At 43.1% G+C, this 16,613-nt stretch carries 19 protein-coding genes and 1 riboswitch; of the genes, 7 read left to right on the forward strand and 12 right to left on the reverse strand.

The annotated features are described in order from the left end of the window. Positions 1 to 25: 25 nt before the first annotated feature. Positions 26 to 268: a hypothetical protein gene (locus M1J35_RS01525; protein WP_254652597.1), complete on the reverse strand. Its 243-nt coding sequence runs from the start codon at positions 266 to 268 to the stop codon at positions 26 to 28. 415 nt (positions 269 to 683) lie between these two features. Here M1J35_RS01525 and M1J35_RS01530 point away from each other — a divergent pair, with 415 nt between their 5' ends. The 3 genes from M1J35_RS01530 (at position 684) to M1J35_RS01540 (ending at position 7,170) form a co-directional block, all read left to right on the forward strand. Continuing rightward, positions 684 to 2,288 carry an alkaline phosphatase gene (locus tag M1J35_RS01530; RefSeq protein ID WP_254652598.1) on the forward strand — a complete coding sequence of 535 codons (1,605 nt, stop codon included), beginning with the start codon at positions 684 to 686 and terminating at the stop codon, positions 2,286 to 2,288. Between the two features lie 429 nt (positions 2,289 to 2,717). After that, positions 2,718 to 4,352: a hypothetical protein gene (locus tag M1J35_RS01535; protein ID WP_254652599.1), complete on the forward strand. Its 1,635-nt coding sequence runs from the start codon at positions 2,718 to 2,720 to the stop codon at positions 4,350 to 4,352. Continuing rightward, positions 4,345 to 7,170: a DEAD/DEAH box helicase gene (locus tag M1J35_RS01540; RefSeq protein WP_254652600.1), complete on the forward strand. Its 2,826-nt coding sequence runs from the start codon at positions 4,345 to 4,347 to the stop codon at positions 7,168 to 7,170. The genes M1J35_RS01535 and M1J35_RS01540 overlap by 8 nt, the downstream gene beginning before the upstream one ends. A 593-nt stretch (positions 7,171 to 7,763) precedes the next feature. Here the strand turns inward: M1J35_RS01540 and M1J35_RS01545 are convergent. Together M1J35_RS01545 and M1J35_RS01550 are read right to left on the reverse strand one after the other, a co-directional pair. Then, positions 7,764 to 7,937, reverse strand: coding sequence for a hypothetical protein (locus M1J35_RS01545; protein WP_254652601.1), 174 nt, complete (start codon positions 7,935 to 7,937; stop codon positions 7,764 to 7,766). A gap of 24 nt (positions 7,938 to 7,961) precedes the next feature. Then, positions 7,962 to 8,339: a single-stranded DNA-binding protein gene (locus M1J35_RS01550; RefSeq protein ID WP_254652602.1), complete on the reverse strand. Its 378-nt coding sequence runs from the start codon at positions 8,337 to 8,339 to the stop codon at positions 7,962 to 7,964. 269 nt (positions 8,340 to 8,608) lie between these two features. Here M1J35_RS01550 and M1J35_RS01555 point away from each other — a divergent pair, with 269 nt between their 5' ends. Together M1J35_RS01555 and M1J35_RS01560 are read left to right on the forward strand one after the other, a co-directional pair. After that, positions 8,609 to 9,049 carry a YwpF-like family protein gene (locus M1J35_RS01555; protein ID WP_254652603.1) on the forward strand — a complete coding sequence of 147 codons (441 nt, stop codon included), beginning with the start codon at positions 8,609 to 8,611 and terminating at the stop codon, positions 9,047 to 9,049. A gap of 97 nt (positions 9,050 to 9,146) precedes the next feature. Then, complete coding sequence (locus M1J35_RS01560) at positions 9,147 to 9,467, forward strand: helix-turn-helix domain-containing protein (RefSeq protein ID WP_034765209.1); 321 nt, start codon at positions 9,147 to 9,149, stop codon at positions 9,465 to 9,467. Positions 9,468 to 9,581: 114 nt separating this feature from the next. Here M1J35_RS01560 and M1J35_RS01565 read toward each other — a convergent pair whose 3' ends face one another. From M1J35_RS01565 to M1J35_RS01590, 6 genes are all read right to left on the reverse strand, one after another. Further along, entirely contained in the window at positions 9,582 to 9,971 is a 390-nt protein-coding gene (locus M1J35_RS01565; RefSeq protein WP_254652604.1) for a hypothetical protein, read from the reverse strand. Between the two features lie 254 nt (positions 9,972 to 10,225). Next, a complete protein-coding gene (locus M1J35_RS01570) occupies positions 10,226 to 10,363 on the reverse strand; it encodes an anti-repressor SinI family protein (protein ID WP_254652605.1) in 138 nt (45 codons plus the stop codon). 33 nt (positions 10,364 to 10,396) lie between these two features. After that, a riboswitch (cyclic di-GMP riboswitch) is annotated at positions 10,397 to 10,554 on the reverse strand. 399 nt (positions 10,555 to 10,953) lie between these two features. Next, complete coding sequence (locus M1J35_RS01575; protein WP_254652606.1) at positions 10,954 to 11,670, reverse strand: transcription factor S-II central domain-containing protein; 717 nt, start codon at positions 11,668 to 11,670, stop codon at positions 10,954 to 10,956. Between the two features lie 68 nt (positions 11,671 to 11,738). After that, positions 11,739 to 12,512: a TasA family protein gene (locus tag M1J35_RS01580; RefSeq protein WP_254652607.1), complete on the reverse strand. Its 774-nt coding sequence runs from the start codon at positions 12,510 to 12,512 to the stop codon at positions 11,739 to 11,741. A 68-nt stretch (positions 12,513 to 12,580) separates the two neighbouring features. Next, positions 12,581 to 13,162: a signal peptidase I SipW gene (sipW, locus tag M1J35_RS01585; RefSeq protein ID WP_254652608.1), complete on the reverse strand. Its 582-nt coding sequence runs from the start codon at positions 13,160 to 13,162 to the stop codon at positions 12,581 to 12,583. Continuing rightward, complete coding sequence (locus M1J35_RS01590) at positions 13,140 to 13,868, reverse strand: hypothetical protein (RefSeq protein ID WP_254652609.1); 729 nt, start codon at positions 13,866 to 13,868, stop codon at positions 13,140 to 13,142. The genes sipW and M1J35_RS01590 overlap by 23 nt, the downstream gene beginning before the upstream one ends. A 291-nt stretch (positions 13,869 to 14,159) precedes the next feature. Between M1J35_RS01590 and M1J35_RS01595 the strand changes: the two genes are divergently transcribed. Further along, positions 14,160 to 14,489 (forward strand): helix-turn-helix domain-containing protein, encoded by a 330-nt coding sequence (locus tag M1J35_RS01595; protein WP_254652610.1) that lies wholly within the window; start codon positions 14,160 to 14,162, stop codon positions 14,487 to 14,489. Then, positions 14,482 to 15,084, forward strand: a complete 603-nt coding sequence (locus tag M1J35_RS01600; RefSeq protein WP_254652611.1) for a class D sortase — start codon at positions 14,482 to 14,484, stop codon at positions 15,082 to 15,084. The genes M1J35_RS01595 and M1J35_RS01600 overlap by 8 nt, the downstream gene beginning before the upstream one ends. 34 nt (positions 15,085 to 15,118) lie before the next feature. Here the strand turns inward: M1J35_RS01600 and M1J35_RS01605 are convergent, their stop codons facing one another. The 3 genes from M1J35_RS01605 to M1J35_RS01615 all read right to left on the reverse strand — a co-directional run bounded on the left by M1J35_RS01605 (position 15,119) and on the right by M1J35_RS01615 (position 16,599). Then, a complete protein-coding gene (locus M1J35_RS01605; RefSeq protein ID WP_224522567.1) occupies positions 15,119 to 15,418 on the reverse strand; it encodes a hypothetical protein in 300 nt (99 codons plus the stop codon). Positions 15,419 to 15,584: 166 nt separating this feature from the next. Further along, complete coding sequence (gene fabZ / locus M1J35_RS01610) at positions 15,585 to 16,016, reverse strand: 3-hydroxyacyl-ACP dehydratase FabZ (RefSeq protein ID WP_254652612.1); 432 nt, start codon at positions 16,014 to 16,016, stop codon at positions 15,585 to 15,587. A 307-nt stretch (positions 16,017 to 16,323) separates the two neighbouring features. Next, a complete protein-coding gene (locus M1J35_RS01615) occupies positions 16,324 to 16,599 on the reverse strand; it encodes a DNA-directed RNA polymerase subunit beta (RefSeq protein ID WP_254652613.1) in 276 nt (91 codons plus the stop codon). Positions 16,600 to 16,613 lie beyond the last annotated feature (14 nt).

Here is a 16,613-nt window from a genome sequence, read left to right on the forward strand (position 1 = left end):
AATGCCTCTGCATTCTTGGTTTTTTTCAACTTCCATCATCCATTTTCATTCTTTCATCCCAAAGAAAGAATATGACCGAACAGCATACTGCAGGCAATGAGATTCCAGGATAAATAAAGTAGGTCAACGCTCCAAATCCAATATGTATAAGTCCCGACACCCACCTGCGATTCCTCAAAACCTTCATGGAAATGCCCTCCGCCACCAACGAAGCAGGCAAACCATACACAAAGTTTCCGAGCAGACTAAGTAAAAACACCACTACCATAGATAGGAGATAATCACCCTCAACCATATAAGCATTCCCTCTAAAAAGAGACACGACAAAGTAAAAAATGAATAACCCAATGGTAAAACAGATGGAGGTATATATGGCTGCTTTGACTTTACGGAAGTTATCTTTGGAAATTATCCCCCTAATGCCAGGAAACATAAAGATTACAAACACTACCCCTAGTAATGTTACTGCCTCAAAGGAAGTGTGCGAAACTACCAAAATGGTCACAACCACCATCAGTGTAAAAATTAAGATACTATTCTTTTTAAACACGTCTTTCCACAAACCTTTTTATTTTCATTGTACAACAGATAAAAAGATCGCGAAAACCCCCTTTCCTATACATACTCCTCCCCCACCAACAAATACTATACCCACATTAAATGAAAAGGAGCCCGAATCCACCATGAAAACAATCAAACAGCTAACCATCCTCCTATCACTCCTAACCCTCACCATACCCGCCCCCTCTACAACCGCCGCCACCCCACCCCACAAAAACGTCATCCTCATGATCATGGACGGCACCAACTCCGACATCCTCACCCTGTCCCGCTGGTATCGAGGGACGGACCTCAAGCTCGATACCATTCTCAGAGGCGGTGTCCGGACCTATTCCGCCCAGTCCGCCATCACCGATTCCGCTGCAGCAGGTTCCGCCATGGCGACAGGGGTGAAGACGAAAGCCGATTATATAGGAATGAATCCCGAAAGACGGCCCGTTCTGACCGTCCTCGAAGGCGCCAAGCTGTCCGGCTACAAGACCGGTATCGTCTCCACCTCCCCCATCCAGCACGCCACCCCCGCTGCGTTCACGTCCCATGTCTTGAACCGGGATGAATTCGGTGATATCGGTGAACAGCAGGTGTACCAAGGACTGGATGTCGTTCTGGGCGGAGGCGGAGCATGGCTAAAGCCGCAAACCAAGAAGCCCACCAAAGACGATGACGGCATGCTGAAAACAAAGCAGGTCAGCCGTGAAGACGGAGAAAACCTCTTTAAATTGATCCATTCTTCAGGCTATGAGTTGGTTCGGAAGAGGGACGGACTTCTAAGGGGTGCGATCTCACCAAAGCTATGGGGGGTGTTTGCTGATGAGGATATCTCTTATGAACTGGACCGTCCTCATCTGAATCCCGATGAGCCTTCCCTTGCAGAGATGACCCGTGCAGCCATTGAAAGGCTTTCTCAAAGTAAAAAGGGATTCTTCCTCATGGTCGAAGGCAGCAAGGTGGACTGGGCCGCTCACAAGAACGATCCTGTCGGCATGATCAGTGAAGTATTGAGCTTTGACGATGCAGTCAGTGAAGCCCTTGATTTTGCCCGGAAGGATGGGAACACCATGGTTGTGGCCGTGACCGATCACGGAAACAGCGGACTGACACTTGGGAATCACGGGACGAACGGTGATTATAAAAGTCTGCCAGCCGATCGATTCATCAAACCTTTGAAGAAAGCCAGGCTTACCGTCAAGGGAGCGACCTCCCAGATGAAGAAGAATCGTTCGAATTTAAAAGAGGTTCTTTCAAGCTATGGGCTGGGTGAATTGAGCAAGAAGGAGTTTGACACGATGGAAGCCGCAAAGAGCGTAGACGATCTTGAAAATGAGATGGTGAAACTGATGGCGGAGCGGGCAAATCTTGGCTTCACCACCCACGGCCACACTGGTGAAGACGTCTTTTTATACTCATATGGTCCAGGTAAGCCGGTCGGACTGATCGAAAACACCGACATCCCACGGGTGATTTCTGCTTATATGGGATTTTCATTGGGAACCGGTCCGTTTGCCACCTGGTATGTGGATGGGATGACATACTATCGGGATCGGGGGTATGAGGTCTCGGTTGAGGGACGGACCTCTAAAAACCCTGTGATGGTGGCGGAGCGTGGTGACGAGGTGCTCCGTTTTCCGGAAAACAAGGATTTTTATTGGAGAAATGATGAAAAAGTGGGGTTGAAGAGCGTGAATGTGTATGATGGGGAGACATTTTATGTGCATGTAGAGGAGTAGTGTGGGGATTGGGACGGTTTTGATAGGGGATCGGTGGGTTTATTTTCAATAACAGGGGATTTATTTTCAATCTTGACGTTTTATTATCAAATCCAGGGTTTTATTTTCAAAACCCTTTTCAGCGGCCGGTGCCTGGCACCTCACAGGGGAATTTTTTTACAGTCGTCAATTATATTATCGACCTAGCTGGATATATTATCGACTTCCCCCCATTTATTATAGACTTTCTAAATATATTATCGACCTAACAACATTTATTATCGATCACCCCCTCCCGTTGCGAAGCCAACCGCCAAACCACCTCCCACCCACACAATTCGACAAACCCCACACCCCCTTCCTACCACTTCCCCCACCCCATGTTCCTTTTCCCCCTCCTTTTGCGTTATAATAAAAGAATGCGATTTTATAGATTGGAGAGGTTTGTTGATGTCGATTCGTATTCAGGAGTTGAAGGATAAGTTGCTTCCCATGAGTCAGTCGATACAGGGTGAACTGGACCCGAATCAGGACGAGAGCAAGAATGTCGTGTCGAAGGGCCTTCTTTTGTTCCGTCAAAATCTGGTTTCGAACGTGAAGGTCCGGGATGATGAAGTGTCGGCGGAGGTGCAGGATGTGACGCCTGTAACTTTGGAGCTGAACTTGTTGTTCCCCCTTTTAAGCAAGTGCTCATGTCCTAAAGGTAGTTGGTGCCGGCATCAAATGGCGACCTTTTTTATGCTCTATAACAAAGTGGGACGGGTCAGTGAGTGGATCCAGAATTGGCGGAGTCAGTCACAGCCTGCCACTCCGGAGGCACAATCACTGGATGATTTAATGAAAAAGCACGGTGCCTTAAAGAAGGCGAGCGATCTATTGAACGAACGGAAAACACGCGGGAACACCCCTCTGGAATGGTGGCATTTCTTTGACTCCCTTCTGAAAAAGGAAGATCTGGAGTTACTTGAAAGACAGCCCTATTTGATGGACGTCCTCGTGCAGAATATCACGAAGCGATTTATGAAGGAAGCTCCGTTCGAACGGGAATGGAAGCCTCTTTATCAGCTGTTTGCGACTTTTTACCTCTCAATTGAAATCGACCTTTTTCTACAAAAACGGAATGTCGAGCTGAGCCGTGAGCAGTACAGCATGTATGACTTCCTCCTTGGCGAAATGGAAGACGCCGTGGAGAAGCTGTCGATCCATGCCATGCCGTTCAGCTTCGATCCGTATATTGCTTTTTTGAAAAAGCAGACGATCGAAATGAGTGATTCAACGGAGAACAGCACGATGATGAAAGCTGAAGTGTACCGCTTCTTATGGTACTACTTGTTCAAGCAGAAATCGTGGCGCCGCGAAGAAGTGACGCGCTTGGAGGAACAAGACAAGCAGGATCCGACCTTCTACAACGTCGCCCTTATCCACCAATATCTCCTTCTTGAGGATTTGAATAAAGCAAGTGAAATCGTCGATGAACTTGGAACAGAACTTGTCGCTTACAGTGAGTTCTGGCTCCGTAAATTTTTCGTCGGGAAGCGGTACGAAGTCGGTTTCTTCCTGGTACGGAATATCCTCTCGAGGATGCCGGATCATCTCGAGACCCTTGATTATTATGAAGCGACCCGATTCGTCCGCTGGTTCGTGAGAATTTTGCCGATGGATTGGCTGATGGAAAAGGACAGCACGCTAGTGAACGAGCTGCTCCTTTCCATGCTTCCGTATAGCTTTTTCTCATACAACGAATATCTCATCACGGCGAAGGCTTACCGTGAATGGGTCGAGCTGCAGAAATATATGAACTACAGCATCGGGGAAATGGAAGGCATGGGTCTCCGTGATGTCACGAAGGAAGCACCCGAGCTTGCCCTGCCCATCTATTACGCCGGTGTCATCACAGCGATCGACCAGAAGAACCGCGACAGCTACAAGCTTGCGGTCCGTTATATGAAGAAGATCAGGACCATCTATAAAAAAACGAAGAAAACAGATAAGTGGGATGTGTATCTCACCTATATTCTGGAGAAATATAAGCGTTTGCGCGCGTTCCAAGAAGAGTGCAGAAAGGGTAAGTTAATCGATGCTTAAACTGTCTTCGGTCAAAATCAATGTCCATACAACTGAATATGAAGACCGTTTCTTCATTACTGCGGAAAACGACGAAGGCGAACTCCTTCCCCCGAAAGACTGGAAGGGGCAGCTGTTTCTTTGGCATGAAGAAAGCTACTACGGTACTCTGCTTGAAGAAACCGAGGGCGGCATCACTGTCACCAAGTGGCAGTTTCTGACCCTTCTTGCCGGCGAGCATTTCAGCGGCATGATCCAGTGGGACTGGGATGAAACCGGTCAGGCATGCATCGCGATTGCCCCTGTCATCTATGAGGCCGTCGAAGCCGGACGGTGGCTGCCGCGCTTTGAAGAGTGGCAGGAAAAGGGACTGCAGTTTCACATCCCGGATGAAGTCTGGTCGAACTTCAACGACGAATTCTGGGAAGAAGAGCTTCCCCATGGAGGTCCGTCCCTCAAACATTTAACAGAATCCTGGTTTCAGGGTGCGTTGAATGAGGCGATGGCGTCGGGTGGTTCGAGTGCGATGAAGCGGATCCAGAAGCTGAAGGAGAGTACGCTGACGTCTGAAGAACTGGATGCGTACTTTGATGAAAGACGTTGGAGTGAATGGATCGCAGGCGTCGATGAGGAGCTGCCGTTTTCCATCGGGCTCCGGATCACAGAACCCCTCGATGAAGATGAATCCTGGGAGCTTGAAACGATTTTAAGAGACCGAAAGAAACAGAATCGGATCATATCCCTTGCTGAAGACACGGTCCCTCCTTCCTGGAAAAAACATCTCCCGGATGTATCCGAAGAACAGGAACGCTGGATGAAGATGCTGCCGATCCTCCGCGACACGGATGGCTCACTCCGGACGGCTCTCGGTGAGCATGATGCCTGGGATTTCTTATCCGTGCTCAGTGAGAAACTGATCGATCTCGACATCGAGATCCTCCTCCCATCCTGGTGGGAAGCAATGAAAGATGCTCAGGTTCTCGTAAAAGCCAAGCTGAAAAACACGGATACGACCTATCGTAAATCCTTCGTTGGCCTCAACGCCATGCTCGATTTCGACTGGCGTCTTTCCATGAACGGCGTCAATCTTTCAGAGGACGACTTCAATCAGCTAGTCGATGATCAGCGCCGGTTGGTGAAAATTCGCGGTCAGTGGATGAAGCTCGATCCTGCCATGATTCGTCGGATCCAACAGATGATGACGAAAGCCAAGCAGGAAGGAATCTCGATCCAGGATATGCTCGAACAGGAGCTTGTCCCCCGTGACGGCGATGAGTCGGACGTGGATCCAGAAGACGATGAGCATGACCCTTACAAATACGCCAGGATCCAGCTCGAACTCAACCGCTCCATGAAAAAAATGGTTCATCAGCTGACGAATGTGTCGTCGATTCCGTTGACGGAAACACCTGATACCTTTATCGGCGAACTCCGCCCCTACCAGCAGCTGGGGATGAGCTGGATGCTCTTTTTACGGAAGTTCGGCTTCGGCGCCTGTCTTGCCGATGACATGGGACTCGGAAAAACCGTGCAACTGATCACCTACCTGCAGCATGTGAAGGAAACAGAGAAACCGGAAACTCCTTCCCTTATCGTTGCCCCTACTTCCGTTCTCGGAAACTGGCAGCGTGAGTTAGAGAAGTTCGCTCCGGACTTGAAGGTTCATCTCCATTACGGCCCGACCCGTGCGAAGGGTGAGAGTTTTGCGGCTGCCATCAAGGACGTCGATGTAGTGCTCACCTCTTACGGATTGTCCCATATTGATTATGACGAACTATCACTCGTCGAATGGACATCGATCTCCCTTGATGAAGCCCAGAACATCAAGAACGCCAATACGAAGCAGTCCCGTGCAATCCGCAAGCTGAGCGGCAAGCATCATATTGCCCTCACAGGGACCCCGATGGAGAACCGTCTGTCGGAACTGTGGTCGATCTTTGATTTCCTGAACCACGGCTATCTCGGTGGGTTCACCCAGTACCAGAAAAATTACATCGCTCCCATTGAAAAAGATGAGAACGAAGAAAAAGTCAAAGAACTTCAGGCTAAAATCAAGCCATTCTTACTGCGTCGTACGAAGAAAGATCCTGAAGTCGAATTGAATCTGCCTGAAAAACTCGAGCAGAAAGAATATTGCCATCTAACTGCCGAGCAGGCGGCCCTGTATGAGCAGCTCGTTAAGGACACACTTGCTAAAATCGAAACACTGAGCGGATTTGAGCGCAAAGGGTTGATCCTGCAAATGCTTAACCAGCTGAAGCAGCTTTGCAACCACCCGGCTCTTTATTTAAAGGAACCGGATCCAAAGTCCATCCTATCCCGCTCTGAAAAAATGCAAAAGCTGAAGGACATAGTGGAAACCGCCCTCGAATCCGGCGAAGCCTGCCTGATTTTCACCCAGTATATCTCAATGGGCGAGATGATCCAGGACGTGATGAAAGAAGAATTCGATGTGGATGTTCCGTTCTTGAACGGAAGCATGGCCAAAGGAAAACGGGATGAACTCGTGGAGAAATTCCAGAACGGTGAATTCCCTGTCTTCCTTCTGTCACTGAAAGCCGGCGGCACCGGTCTGAACCTGACCGCTGCCAACCACGTCGTCCACTACGATCGCTGGTGGAACCCGGCCGTCGAAAACCAGGCCACCGACCGTGCCTATCGGATCGGCCAGAAACGTTTCGTCCACGTGCACAAGCTCGTGTCATCAGGCACCCTCGAAGAAAAAATCGATGCCATGCTGATGAAGAAGCAGGCTCTGAACGATGAGATCATCCGCAGCGATCAGTGGGTGACGGAATTATCGGATCAGGATTTGGAATCTTTGTTGGTGTTGGAATAGAATTGATGAGCCTCTTTCCTTTTGTGGGAAAGGGGTTTTTTGTTGGTTAACGCCTCGATATGGATTAATATGGAAAAATGCGCAATAAGTGAAATAATGACGCAATTACCATGGAAATGACGCAATTAAGTTGATAATGACGCAATCATTCAAGAAAATGACGCAATTAATTTCATTGCGAACCTCTCCACACTCATGCAGCTCAATTTTCTTATTAAATAAATGTCTAAAACCTGCTCAAATAAGGGATTCCCTCTCCCCGCTTCCTAGTTTCTCTCAAATCCGTCCCATTTCACGCCAAAAGCTGTACAAACCCACCTCCTCTATTAACCCAAGAAGATATAATCCTTCTTTATTTTACAAATATATTTGTAAAAATTAAAACAAAAAAACACCAGCCTCCCCTCAAGGAAACCGGCTCAATATGAAGACAAAAAGGGGAATATTTCACTTTCACTTACCGCTACACATGTTTATATCTAATGAGGCAAATCAGGGGAATCTTTCGGGTGACCGTTGGACTTTGAGACATTACTTATAGGTTGGTTGGATTGCTACTTATGGAAAGAGTTCTGGTTGAGGGTTAAAAAAAATCAAGATGAGGTTTTCAAAACCGGGTTCGGATATTCATACCCTTGTTCAAGGGCGGTTACCCGCTGAGATAAGTAGAAGTTTTCGACATTGACTCTTGCTACTTTTTTAATGAGGTCTTCCGTCATTTTTTCCAGTCGATCGACTCTTTGTTCAAGTTCTTGCAGTGAGGCCACAACTCCATCTCCCTCGCGAAAATATTAGAACGGCAACTCGATTGGTTCCTTCTTGCTTCGTTCAGGTGTCACTGGGGACGCCTGCTTACTGTCCAGGAACCGGATGTTTTCAGCGACGACTTCTGTGATATAGGTGCGCTTTCCTTGATCATTTTCAAAGTATCGAGTTTGGATGCGCCCCGTCACCCCGACGACGGAACCCTTCCTGCAGTATTTCTCCGTATTATCCGCTGCACGGTTCCATATCGTACAGAGTACAAAGTCTGCATCGATCTGACCTTGCTGGTTTTTATATGGCCGGTTCACGGCAATCGTCACGCTAAGTACTGATTTTCCTTCCATCGTTTTTCTCGCTTCCGGATCTTTCGTCAGCCTTCCCACCAGGGTCACTTGGTTGATCACTTGGGTTCATTTCCTCCTTTCTGTTAAGGTGTAATCATCTTACCTTCGAACTGCAACTCTTGTAAAATCGTGAATTTCCGAAATTCGAGGCAAAAACGGCTTGAATTTCGGAAATTCGCCTAGGGAGATTTTCCACTTTTTCATTAAAAACATGGTCAAAAACACAAAATTGCATCTTTCGTCATTTTTTTCATCGGTAAATGTATTAGGGAAAACAATTCGGCCTGTGATATAATTTGATAAAACCTTTAAATGGGAGATGTTCGTTCATGAAAACCTTTAAAGTGATTTCCCTTCAAGTAGTGGAGGACGAGGAACTGCATGACTTTGAGCTTGTGGACGGTCTGATCATCAATAAAGAAGACGGTCAGAAAACCTGGCTTGTCGAAACATATATGTCGAATGAATACATTGAATTTTTCCAAAAGGCACAGCAAAGGAAGGAAGATTTGGAAATCCAGGTCGTGATTTCCCATGCAGCCAATGATCCCGCTGCCTTCATGACATCCATCCGTTGCATCAAGGAGATGGATGAACATATCAGCATTATGTTTGAAGGAAAATTAAAGAAACAACGCAATGAATATGCGGAGATTCTGCTTGATGACCTCGTGCAGAAAGGATACTCAGGGGATGAACTGGTCCGTGAGTTCCGCAAGAAGATGATTTCTAAGCCAAGGATCCTGGCAACAGCAAAGCCGAGCGTTTAATAATACGAAAATATGTAATTTCTTGTCGAAATGTTTATGATATAATTGTAGTTAATATTGTGACTTCAATAATGAAGTCATTAGGTAGGTGTCCCTGATGATTGGAGAGAGAGTTAAGAAATATAGACAAGAAAAAAGGATGTCCATGACGGAGCTCGCTGAAAAAGCCGGCGTAGCGAAGTCCTATTTGAGTTCAATTGAACGGAACCTTCAACAAAACCCTTCTATTCAGTTCCTTGAGAAAGTATCCGCGGCTTTAGGAATTCCCATGGATGCTCTCCTATATGATCAACCCGAGGATCAAAACATTGATCACGAGTGGATGAAGATTGCAGAAGAAGCGATGGACTCAGGAATCACCAAGGAACAGTTCCGGGAGTTCATTGAATTTAATAAATGGAAATTAGGCAATAAATAAAGTCTTGCGAAGGGTTCGCAAGACTTTATTTATTGTTCAAGGCTATTTTACCTTGCTATGATAAGGCTTTAACGTCTCATTTTTCTCGGTAACTCTGATAAATAAATGTTATTATTACTTATTCTTGGACATCAGATTCAATTTTTCTTCCAAGAATTTTGCTTCTGATTTACACGAATAATGAATATTTGTTCCTAATTGATCTTGTAAGTGATGAATACTCTCAATCTGTTCCTCATTCGGTTCTTCGGAGAGAATCTTTTCAATTGTTTCATTTATCTTGATTGACAGTTCTTGATGAAACTGTGGATCATTCTTAGTTTCTTCATCCAGGTTCTTATACCATGATGCATGGTTGTTTATGTATTCACGCCATACTGTTATAAAATCCTGTATACTATACTTATTTTCATCCCATTGAATGGAAGCCATATATTTTTCAAATGAGGTCTTAATTGAACGGGTAATACTTATTTTAGTTCCCGATGGTAATTTTTCTAACATTTATGTAAAGTACCCCCTGATTTGTTAGTATATTCTTTATATAACTATACCATATTGATTTTTTTATAGACAGGTGAAATATTTCAGAAAAATATGGTAAGTTTTCAAATTTTTAAAATATCCGAGGGATTTCAGTCATCCTAATGGCGCTCGTTTTTACAATTGGATTCTACTTATTATCAATGATCTCTTTCATAAGTGAAAATAAGATAATAAATAAAGTCTTGCGAAGAATTCGCAAGACTTTATTTATATTAAATCACTTTGTACCCGGCTTTTAGTTCCTGGGTTTGATTGTGGAGAAATTCTCTGATTTCTTGTTTAGAAATACCGGCGTCCAGTGCTTGTTTAATGAGTTCCATCCATTCGAGATCAAGTTCACGATTTGTCAATATAAATACCCTCCCAAAATACATGTATGTATTCCAGGCAATCCAGCCATCATCGTTCGCAAATGATCACACCTTCTTCATTATTTAATCTGTTCATTATATTCAAGATGCTTAGGAGGATATGACTATTTTCAAACCTTAGATCTGTGACTTTGCGTCCTCATCTTTCGACGAGTTTGCCTTTATCTGACTCTTCCCTTCGAACTAATTCGATTATACTATTATATTTTCTGGCGCCGTGTTGTTTTTTGTCTATTCTGATAATTAATTTTACACTTTTTTCCTACATATTAAACCCTTATCTGACAATCCGTTAGAAATTAAAACCAGTTGAATAAAATAATCGAAGAGATTTGTCGAACCACTACGAATAAAGGCTATTTTTATAGCTTTCAAGCTTTCTTCTTAGAGGGAGGACTTTCTTATTGATATTCTGGTAATTCGTGGGGCTGTAGAACGCCTGGTTGGTTAGGTCGAATCCGCATGAAGGACAGATCCATTGACCCGATTCGGTGCTGCTGTAGGATGATCTGGTACAGCGGGTGCAGGTTTTTTTGTACATGGAATCACCTCTTAATCTTTTTATTTTATTACCTTTCTTTTGTAAAGCGTCTATTGATAAAAACAAAGATTAATCCAAGAGTTGTTAAAATGATTCCTAGAGCTAGTATCTTGTAGATGTTGGTAGCGGTATTAGGGAGCTTTGTTCCTTGTGAATTCACATGTATTGATTGAGTTGGATCTTTGACACCTTTTATTTCTTCATCATGTTGACTGTTTGGGGATTCAGAACCTGAAGATGGAGTTTCATGATCAGCGTTAGAAGTTCCGCCATACTCCTCAGCGTAATATTTCAACAGAATTGATGTTGAGAGCCCCTGATATTCATTCCCTAATTCCGGTGGGATGATATATTCATAGAATAGTTCTTCGGTTGATCTTTTAGCTAACTTTCTTGATTCAATTTCATTAAAATCTTTGATGAGCCCTTCATATAAAATGTTATTATTGCTATCTTTAACGTTCAATAAGATTTTATTGAAGTATTTTTCGGAGCCTCCCCGAAATTCTGCAAAGTGGTTATACGTTATATTTACGTTTCCGTCGTTTTTGACTTTGATGGAATCTAAAATTCGATCCCCTGGCTTCAGGGCGTTTAACTCAATAAACGTCTCTCCACGATCTAGGCTAATATCTATTACTTTAGGTGCTGTTTCGGCAACTGTACTTAAAAATGGTGTATTGATTATACCTAATATCATAATTAAAAGTAGGGATATCCCTACACTTACAATCTGTTTATTCATAAGCACCACCTTTAATCTACAAAATAGGTGGGGAAACCCCCACCTATAGTTTTATCAACTCTCTATTATTATTGACCTCCGGCTGAGCCGCTCTTATCATTGATGTCACCAGTTTGCTTGTAGACACCGCCACCACCAGAAGCTGGAGAACCATCTGATTTTTTATAATTATCTAAGTTATTTTTATCATATGTCGTTCCTTCATACTGCAATCCAGTGAATGTAAATCCTAAGTTAGTAACATCACCTTGAAGATTATTTTGTTCTACACCAGTATCTTCAAATTCTAATTCATACTTAAGAGATTTAATTGTTTGTGCACCTGCAATATCCTCACCATTATAACCTTTTTTAGTATCCAGAGAGCCTATGTACTTTCCTACGCCGCTCACTGTTTTACCATTTAACTGAGTATCTCCTTTTAACGCTGTAGAAAGTTCTGCAAGTGAAACTTTACCATCACCACTTGAATCCCAACTCGGATCTAAAATATTGTCGCTACCAAATTTAAGTTGTTTTACAAAAATCGCATTGTCTGATCCCTTAACAGAAGAGGAATTTAGTTTTAAAAATACATCTACCGGTAATGTTCCTTGATTATTCACAACCATTGCAGGTTCTTGATTATCTACCATTGCCACTAACTTATCACCAGGCTTCCACCCTGTTAGTTCGAATGCTTCTAGATAAGGTTGTTCAGGTTGAATATTAATCGTTCCGTTAGTAAACTTTCCTTCTGTTTCAATGGTGTCACTAAAGTATGCAAAGGTTCCTCCCATAACTGCCATAGCTCCCATTGCAATTGATGATGCTCCCGTTAATAGCTGTCTCTTAAAATTCATTGATTTTTCCCTCCAAATGTTTTGTGATTTATATTTTTCTACTAGTTAAACCAGTAGTGAATACCAACTTAAGCAACTCTTTCTTCTTTACTTTTACCTTTACTTCCATACTCTCTATTAAATGCCATCCACAACGAAATAATGTTGTATATGATGATGATCATCCCAGGCAAAATGAGACTAAGGGCAATTCCATTTTTAGATTGTAAGAATTGAAGGATATATCCAACATAAGGAACGTTTATACCAGAATACTTTCCTATAATCTTTGATGATGGTACTGGCCGAGGGTCATCCGTTTCATTGTTATCCCCTTTGGTTATATATTGTGTGAATTCACCTTCGCCTTTGACGTCTATAATTCTATGGGTAACAATCGTATTTTTCTTTATAGGAGAATAGAAGGTGACGATATCTCCTTTTTTTAGATTGGTAGTGTCCTTTACTTCCTTAACTCCAACAACAGATCCGGTATCGATTGTTGGTTCCATGGATCCTGAGAGAACAAGCATTAATTGATTACCAAATATGGTTGGCTGACCTCCACTTACCTTTGAAGAAATCATTACGTAAAACGAACACAAGAGAATGATAATTAATAAGGTGGAAATAAAGTGGTTTACTATTTTAAGAGCTTTTTTCCAATTCACTGTCTTCTCCTCCTTCTGTTGATGGCTTTATCGTTTCTTTATTTGGCACTTTTTCCGTTACATTATTTTTATCTACTTGTTGGTCCTGTGTTTCTTCTGCCCCATCTATAGATTGAGATGGTTTTTCAGTATTTAAACTTTCATCCTCTGACTTTTTCGGAGTTTCTTTAGGTTCTTCTTCTTTTGGTTTATCTGTATCGTTTTCTGGCGCTTCAGTCTTATCATCTACATTTTGAGATTTTGATTCTTCCTTAGCTTGATTATCTTTATTATTCTGTTTCTCATTATCGTTTGGCCCATTATCTTTATTTTTTTCGTTGCCCTTGTCAGGGTGATTATCATTATTGCCATGAGCGGGATTATCAGGGTCTGTACCTGGTTCTTTGCAATCCTCTGGATCATCTACCGTGTCGTCCTCACAGCCGTTACCCAGGCCAGAATTGTCTTTACATTTTTCTTTTATCAATTTTTTCAAGCTATTATCCAAGTGAGGCCAATCTTCACACATTTTTGCTACTTCATCCTTGCAAGCTTCATCTAAATGTTTATTGAAGTAATCTGTACTATCTCTACAAAAGTTATCCGATGTGGCAATACTTCCTCCTTGAATAGATTCATCAGAAAAATATGAGTATGTATCACCTACCTGATAACTCAAGGAATATAAAATAAAATAGAGAAGCGTTAAGTGAAATAAAATCTTCATTTTTTTTGTTCGTTTAAATCTCATCTTTCTGCTCTTATACTTCCTACTTAATGGATGCAATTATTGTCAGCCTCCTTAGAAGAACTTTTTGTTCTTCATATCGAACAACTAAGTTCAGTATAAAATACCTACTCGCATTTGAAAAACCCCAAAAACAGGCAAATATTCTCAATAACGAATAAATCCCTTTCTTTTTCTCTTAATAGCTCCTATTTCCTAATTATTTTGTATTTTATAAAAAACATTTTGTTCTATATAATGAATTAAATACACTAAAAGGGGAGTTGTGGAATGGTTGGTGACAGGATAAAGGGATTACGAGAGGAAATGGGGTTAACGATTAATGAACTGGCTAATCTTTCGAATGTCTCAAAATCATATATTAGTTCTATAGAACGTGGAATACAAAAAAATCCTTCTATAAAGGTATTAAGGAAGATCGCGACAAGTATGGATAGCTCATTAGAGGAGATTCTCTCAACTGATAAGAGAAAAGTAATTTTAGATGAAGAGTGGATAGAACCTCTGGAAAAAGCGATTCAGGATGGTTTAACGAAAGAAGAATTTAAGGACTATCTTTCTTTTGTACATTATAAAAGGAGGAAACTCCACAATGAATAAGATATTAATCCTCCTTGGTTCAATCTTTTTCTTTGCAGGAATAAGCTGTATTTCATACTTTTATTTTGAAATGAATAAGCAAGAACAAGTACAAGCCAAGTCTCTAATAGAAGCAAAAGCCTCTTTTAATGAAAATACACCGTTCGTTAAAGGAGATGAAAATAAAGGGAAGGGTAAACCAGTGGAATACCATTTCAAAAAAGGAGACGTAATTGGCGTCCTCTCCATACCGAAGCTAGACCGTGAGTTGCCTATCATATCGGGAACCGATGAAGCCGAGCTAGAAAAAGGGGTAGGCCACTACTCCACCACTAAACTCCCCGGACAAAAAGACCGGATCTTCCTGGCAGGTCATCGGGATACAGTTTTCACAAAAATGGGCGAACTACAAAAAGGAGACCAATTAACCATTGAAATGGAGACTGGTACACACATATATGAGATTTATGAAACACTTGTCGTCAAAGAAACCGACCTCTCTGTCCTGGAACCAACCGCTCCTGAGGAAGTTCTGACCCTTTCTACCTGCTACCCTTTTGAATACCTTTCAAGCACTACCGATCGTTATATCATCAACGCAAGGAGAATAGAGTAAAGCGCAGAAGCTCAAGTAGCCTCTGCGCCATTCATTACTCGTCCTTATTATCCTTATCCTTCATATCAATATCATCTTCTACAGCGTCTTCTTCCGGAGTGTTATTATCCTTCGCTGCATCTTTATCGCCTTGCTTGTTCTTGTCTTCTGACTCAGGGTAGTGCTCTTGATTCATATCCCCGTTGTCATTCATGTCGTTATTCTCATCCATGTTGTCGTTTTCTTCCACTGGTGCTTCGTCTTCCGGAGGAGGCTCCTGGTTGGCGTTACATCCTACAAGAAGGAAAGCGGCAAGTGCTGATCCACCAAGGACCGATAGTAACTTTTTGCTCATGATGTATGGCTCCTTTCGATGTTGGTTAATGTAAGACCGTTACGTTGGTCTTTTGTTAGCTTTCCCGGAAAATGAATTAACTTGCATATGGAATCATTTTCGAGTTAAAAAAACCGGGTTTGAGGTGAAATCAATCACACCCAACCCGGTTTTCTATATGGGATTGCTATTGTTTATCTCCAAGAGCGAACATCATCTCTAACTCACAAGCAACTTCACCTTCAACGGTTGCCACACCTTTTCCTTTACCGATCGGTCCTTTAAAACGGATCATCTCCACTTCAAGTCGGAGCTGATCTCCAGGCTTTACCTGACGCTTGAAACGGCATTTGTCGATGCCTGTGAAGAACGCCAGACGTCCGCGGTTATCTTCCACCTTCAGCATCGCCACGGCCCCTACCTGAGCCAGTGCTTCGACGATCAGCACACCCGGCATGACAGGGTAATCAGGAAAGTGACCATTGAAAAACTCCTCATTCGCCGTCACATTCTTGATCCCGATTGCCTTCTTGCCTTCCTCCACCTCTAAAATCCGATCTACCAGCAAAAACGGATAACGATGGGGAATAATCTCTTTAATCTCATTAATATCAAGCATGCATAATTCCTCCTACCAATATGTATGTACACCTTATTGTACAGAAACCGGGGTTGTAATAGCAACAGGATGGGAGGGACGGACCTCGAAAACCGGTTCTATTCTTCAAGGGAATCGCTTTACACCAACGTTCTTCATCCAAAAAGGGAGCAAATTCGAGGTCCGTCCCTCCCTTCTCCACATCACAACGATAACCACTCAAAAAAGGGACGGACCTCGAATCACAAGCTCTATCCACAACGAAACCCTGTAATATCAAGGTTCACTGCCGCAAAAGCTAACGATTTCGAGGTCCGTCCCTCAGAAATTATTTCTTCACTACGATATCAATAATATGCTGCCAGGTTTCTGCTTTGAAGACGTCGGCGGCGTTGCCGTTGCCGATGCCTGCGAAGCCGATGACGGCACCGAGGACGAGGCTTCCTGCAAGAAGAAGGATGAACAGAAGGATTCTGAGCCAGATGGGAAGCATGCGAACACGCACCCAGCGTGATGGCCTGGTTTCGTCCTTTTGCTTTGCCTTATTTTCTGTTTTCACTGATTCTCTTGTCACTTTTTCTTGCAGTAGCTCTTTTTCACTCATAGCATTTAACTCCT

Origin of the sequence: Rossellomorea sp. KS-H15a (assembly GCF_024195245.1) — a bacterium.
GTDB classification, from domain to species: Bacteria; Bacillota; Bacilli; order Bacillales; family Bacillaceae_B; genus Rossellomorea; species Rossellomorea vietnamensis.

What these genes read in the sequence shown, in the direction of transcription:
- M1J35_RS01530 (WP_254652598.1), top strand. Translation starts at nt 684, where the DNA reads ATGAAAACAATCAAACAGCTAACCATCCTCCTATCACTCCTAACCCTC.
- M1J35_RS01560 (WP_034765209.1), top strand. Translation starts at nt 9,147, where the DNA reads ATGATTGGAGAGAGAGTTAAGAAATATAGACAAGAAAAAAGGATGTCC.
- M1J35_RS01595 (WP_254652610.1), top strand. Translation starts at nt 14,160, where the DNA reads ATGGTTGGTGACAGGATAAAGGGATTACGAGAGGAAATGGGGTTAACG.
- fabZ (WP_254652612.1), bottom strand. Translation starts at nt 16,016, where the DNA reads ATGCTTGATATTAATGAGATTAAAGAGATTATTCCCCATCGTTATCCG.
- M1J35_RS01615 (WP_254652613.1), bottom strand. Translation starts at nt 16,599, where the DNA reads ATGAGTGAAAAAGAGCTACTGCAAGAAAAAGTGACAAGAGAATCAGTG.
- M1J35_RS01565 (WP_254652604.1), bottom strand. Translation starts at nt 9,971, where the DNA reads ATGTTAGAAAAATTACCATCGGGAACTAAAATAAGTATTACCCGTTCA.
- M1J35_RS01605 (WP_224522567.1), bottom strand. Translation starts at nt 15,418, where the DNA reads ATGAGCAAAAAGTTACTATCGGTCCTTGGTGGATCAGCACTTGCCGCT.
- M1J35_RS01575 (WP_254652606.1), bottom strand. Translation starts at nt 11,670, where the DNA reads ATGAATAAACAGATTGTAAGTGTAGGGATATCCCTACTTTTAATTATG.
- M1J35_RS01540 (WP_254652600.1), top strand. Translation starts at nt 4,345, where the DNA reads ATGCTTAAACTGTCTTCGGTCAAAATCAATGTCCATACAACTGAATAT.
- M1J35_RS01590 (WP_254652609.1), bottom strand. Translation starts at nt 13,868, where the DNA reads ATGAAGATTTTATTTCACTTAACGCTTCTCTATTTTATTTTATATTCC.
- M1J35_RS01555 (WP_254652603.1), top strand. Translation starts at nt 8,609, where the DNA reads ATGAAAACCTTTAAAGTGATTTCCCTTCAAGTAGTGGAGGACGAGGAA.
- M1J35_RS01580 (WP_254652607.1), bottom strand. Translation starts at nt 12,512, where the DNA reads ATGAATTTTAAGAGACAGCTATTAACGGGAGCATCATCAATTGCAATG.
- M1J35_RS01535 (WP_254652599.1), top strand. Translation starts at nt 2,718, where the DNA reads ATGTCGATTCGTATTCAGGAGTTGAAGGATAAGTTGCTTCCCATGAGT.
- M1J35_RS01525 (WP_254652597.1), bottom strand. Translation starts at nt 268, where the DNA reads ATGGTAGTGGTGTTTTTACTTAGTCTGCTCGGAAACTTTGTGTATGGT.
- M1J35_RS01600 (WP_254652611.1), top strand. Translation starts at nt 14,482, where the DNA reads ATGAATAAGATATTAATCCTCCTTGGTTCAATCTTTTTCTTTGCAGGA.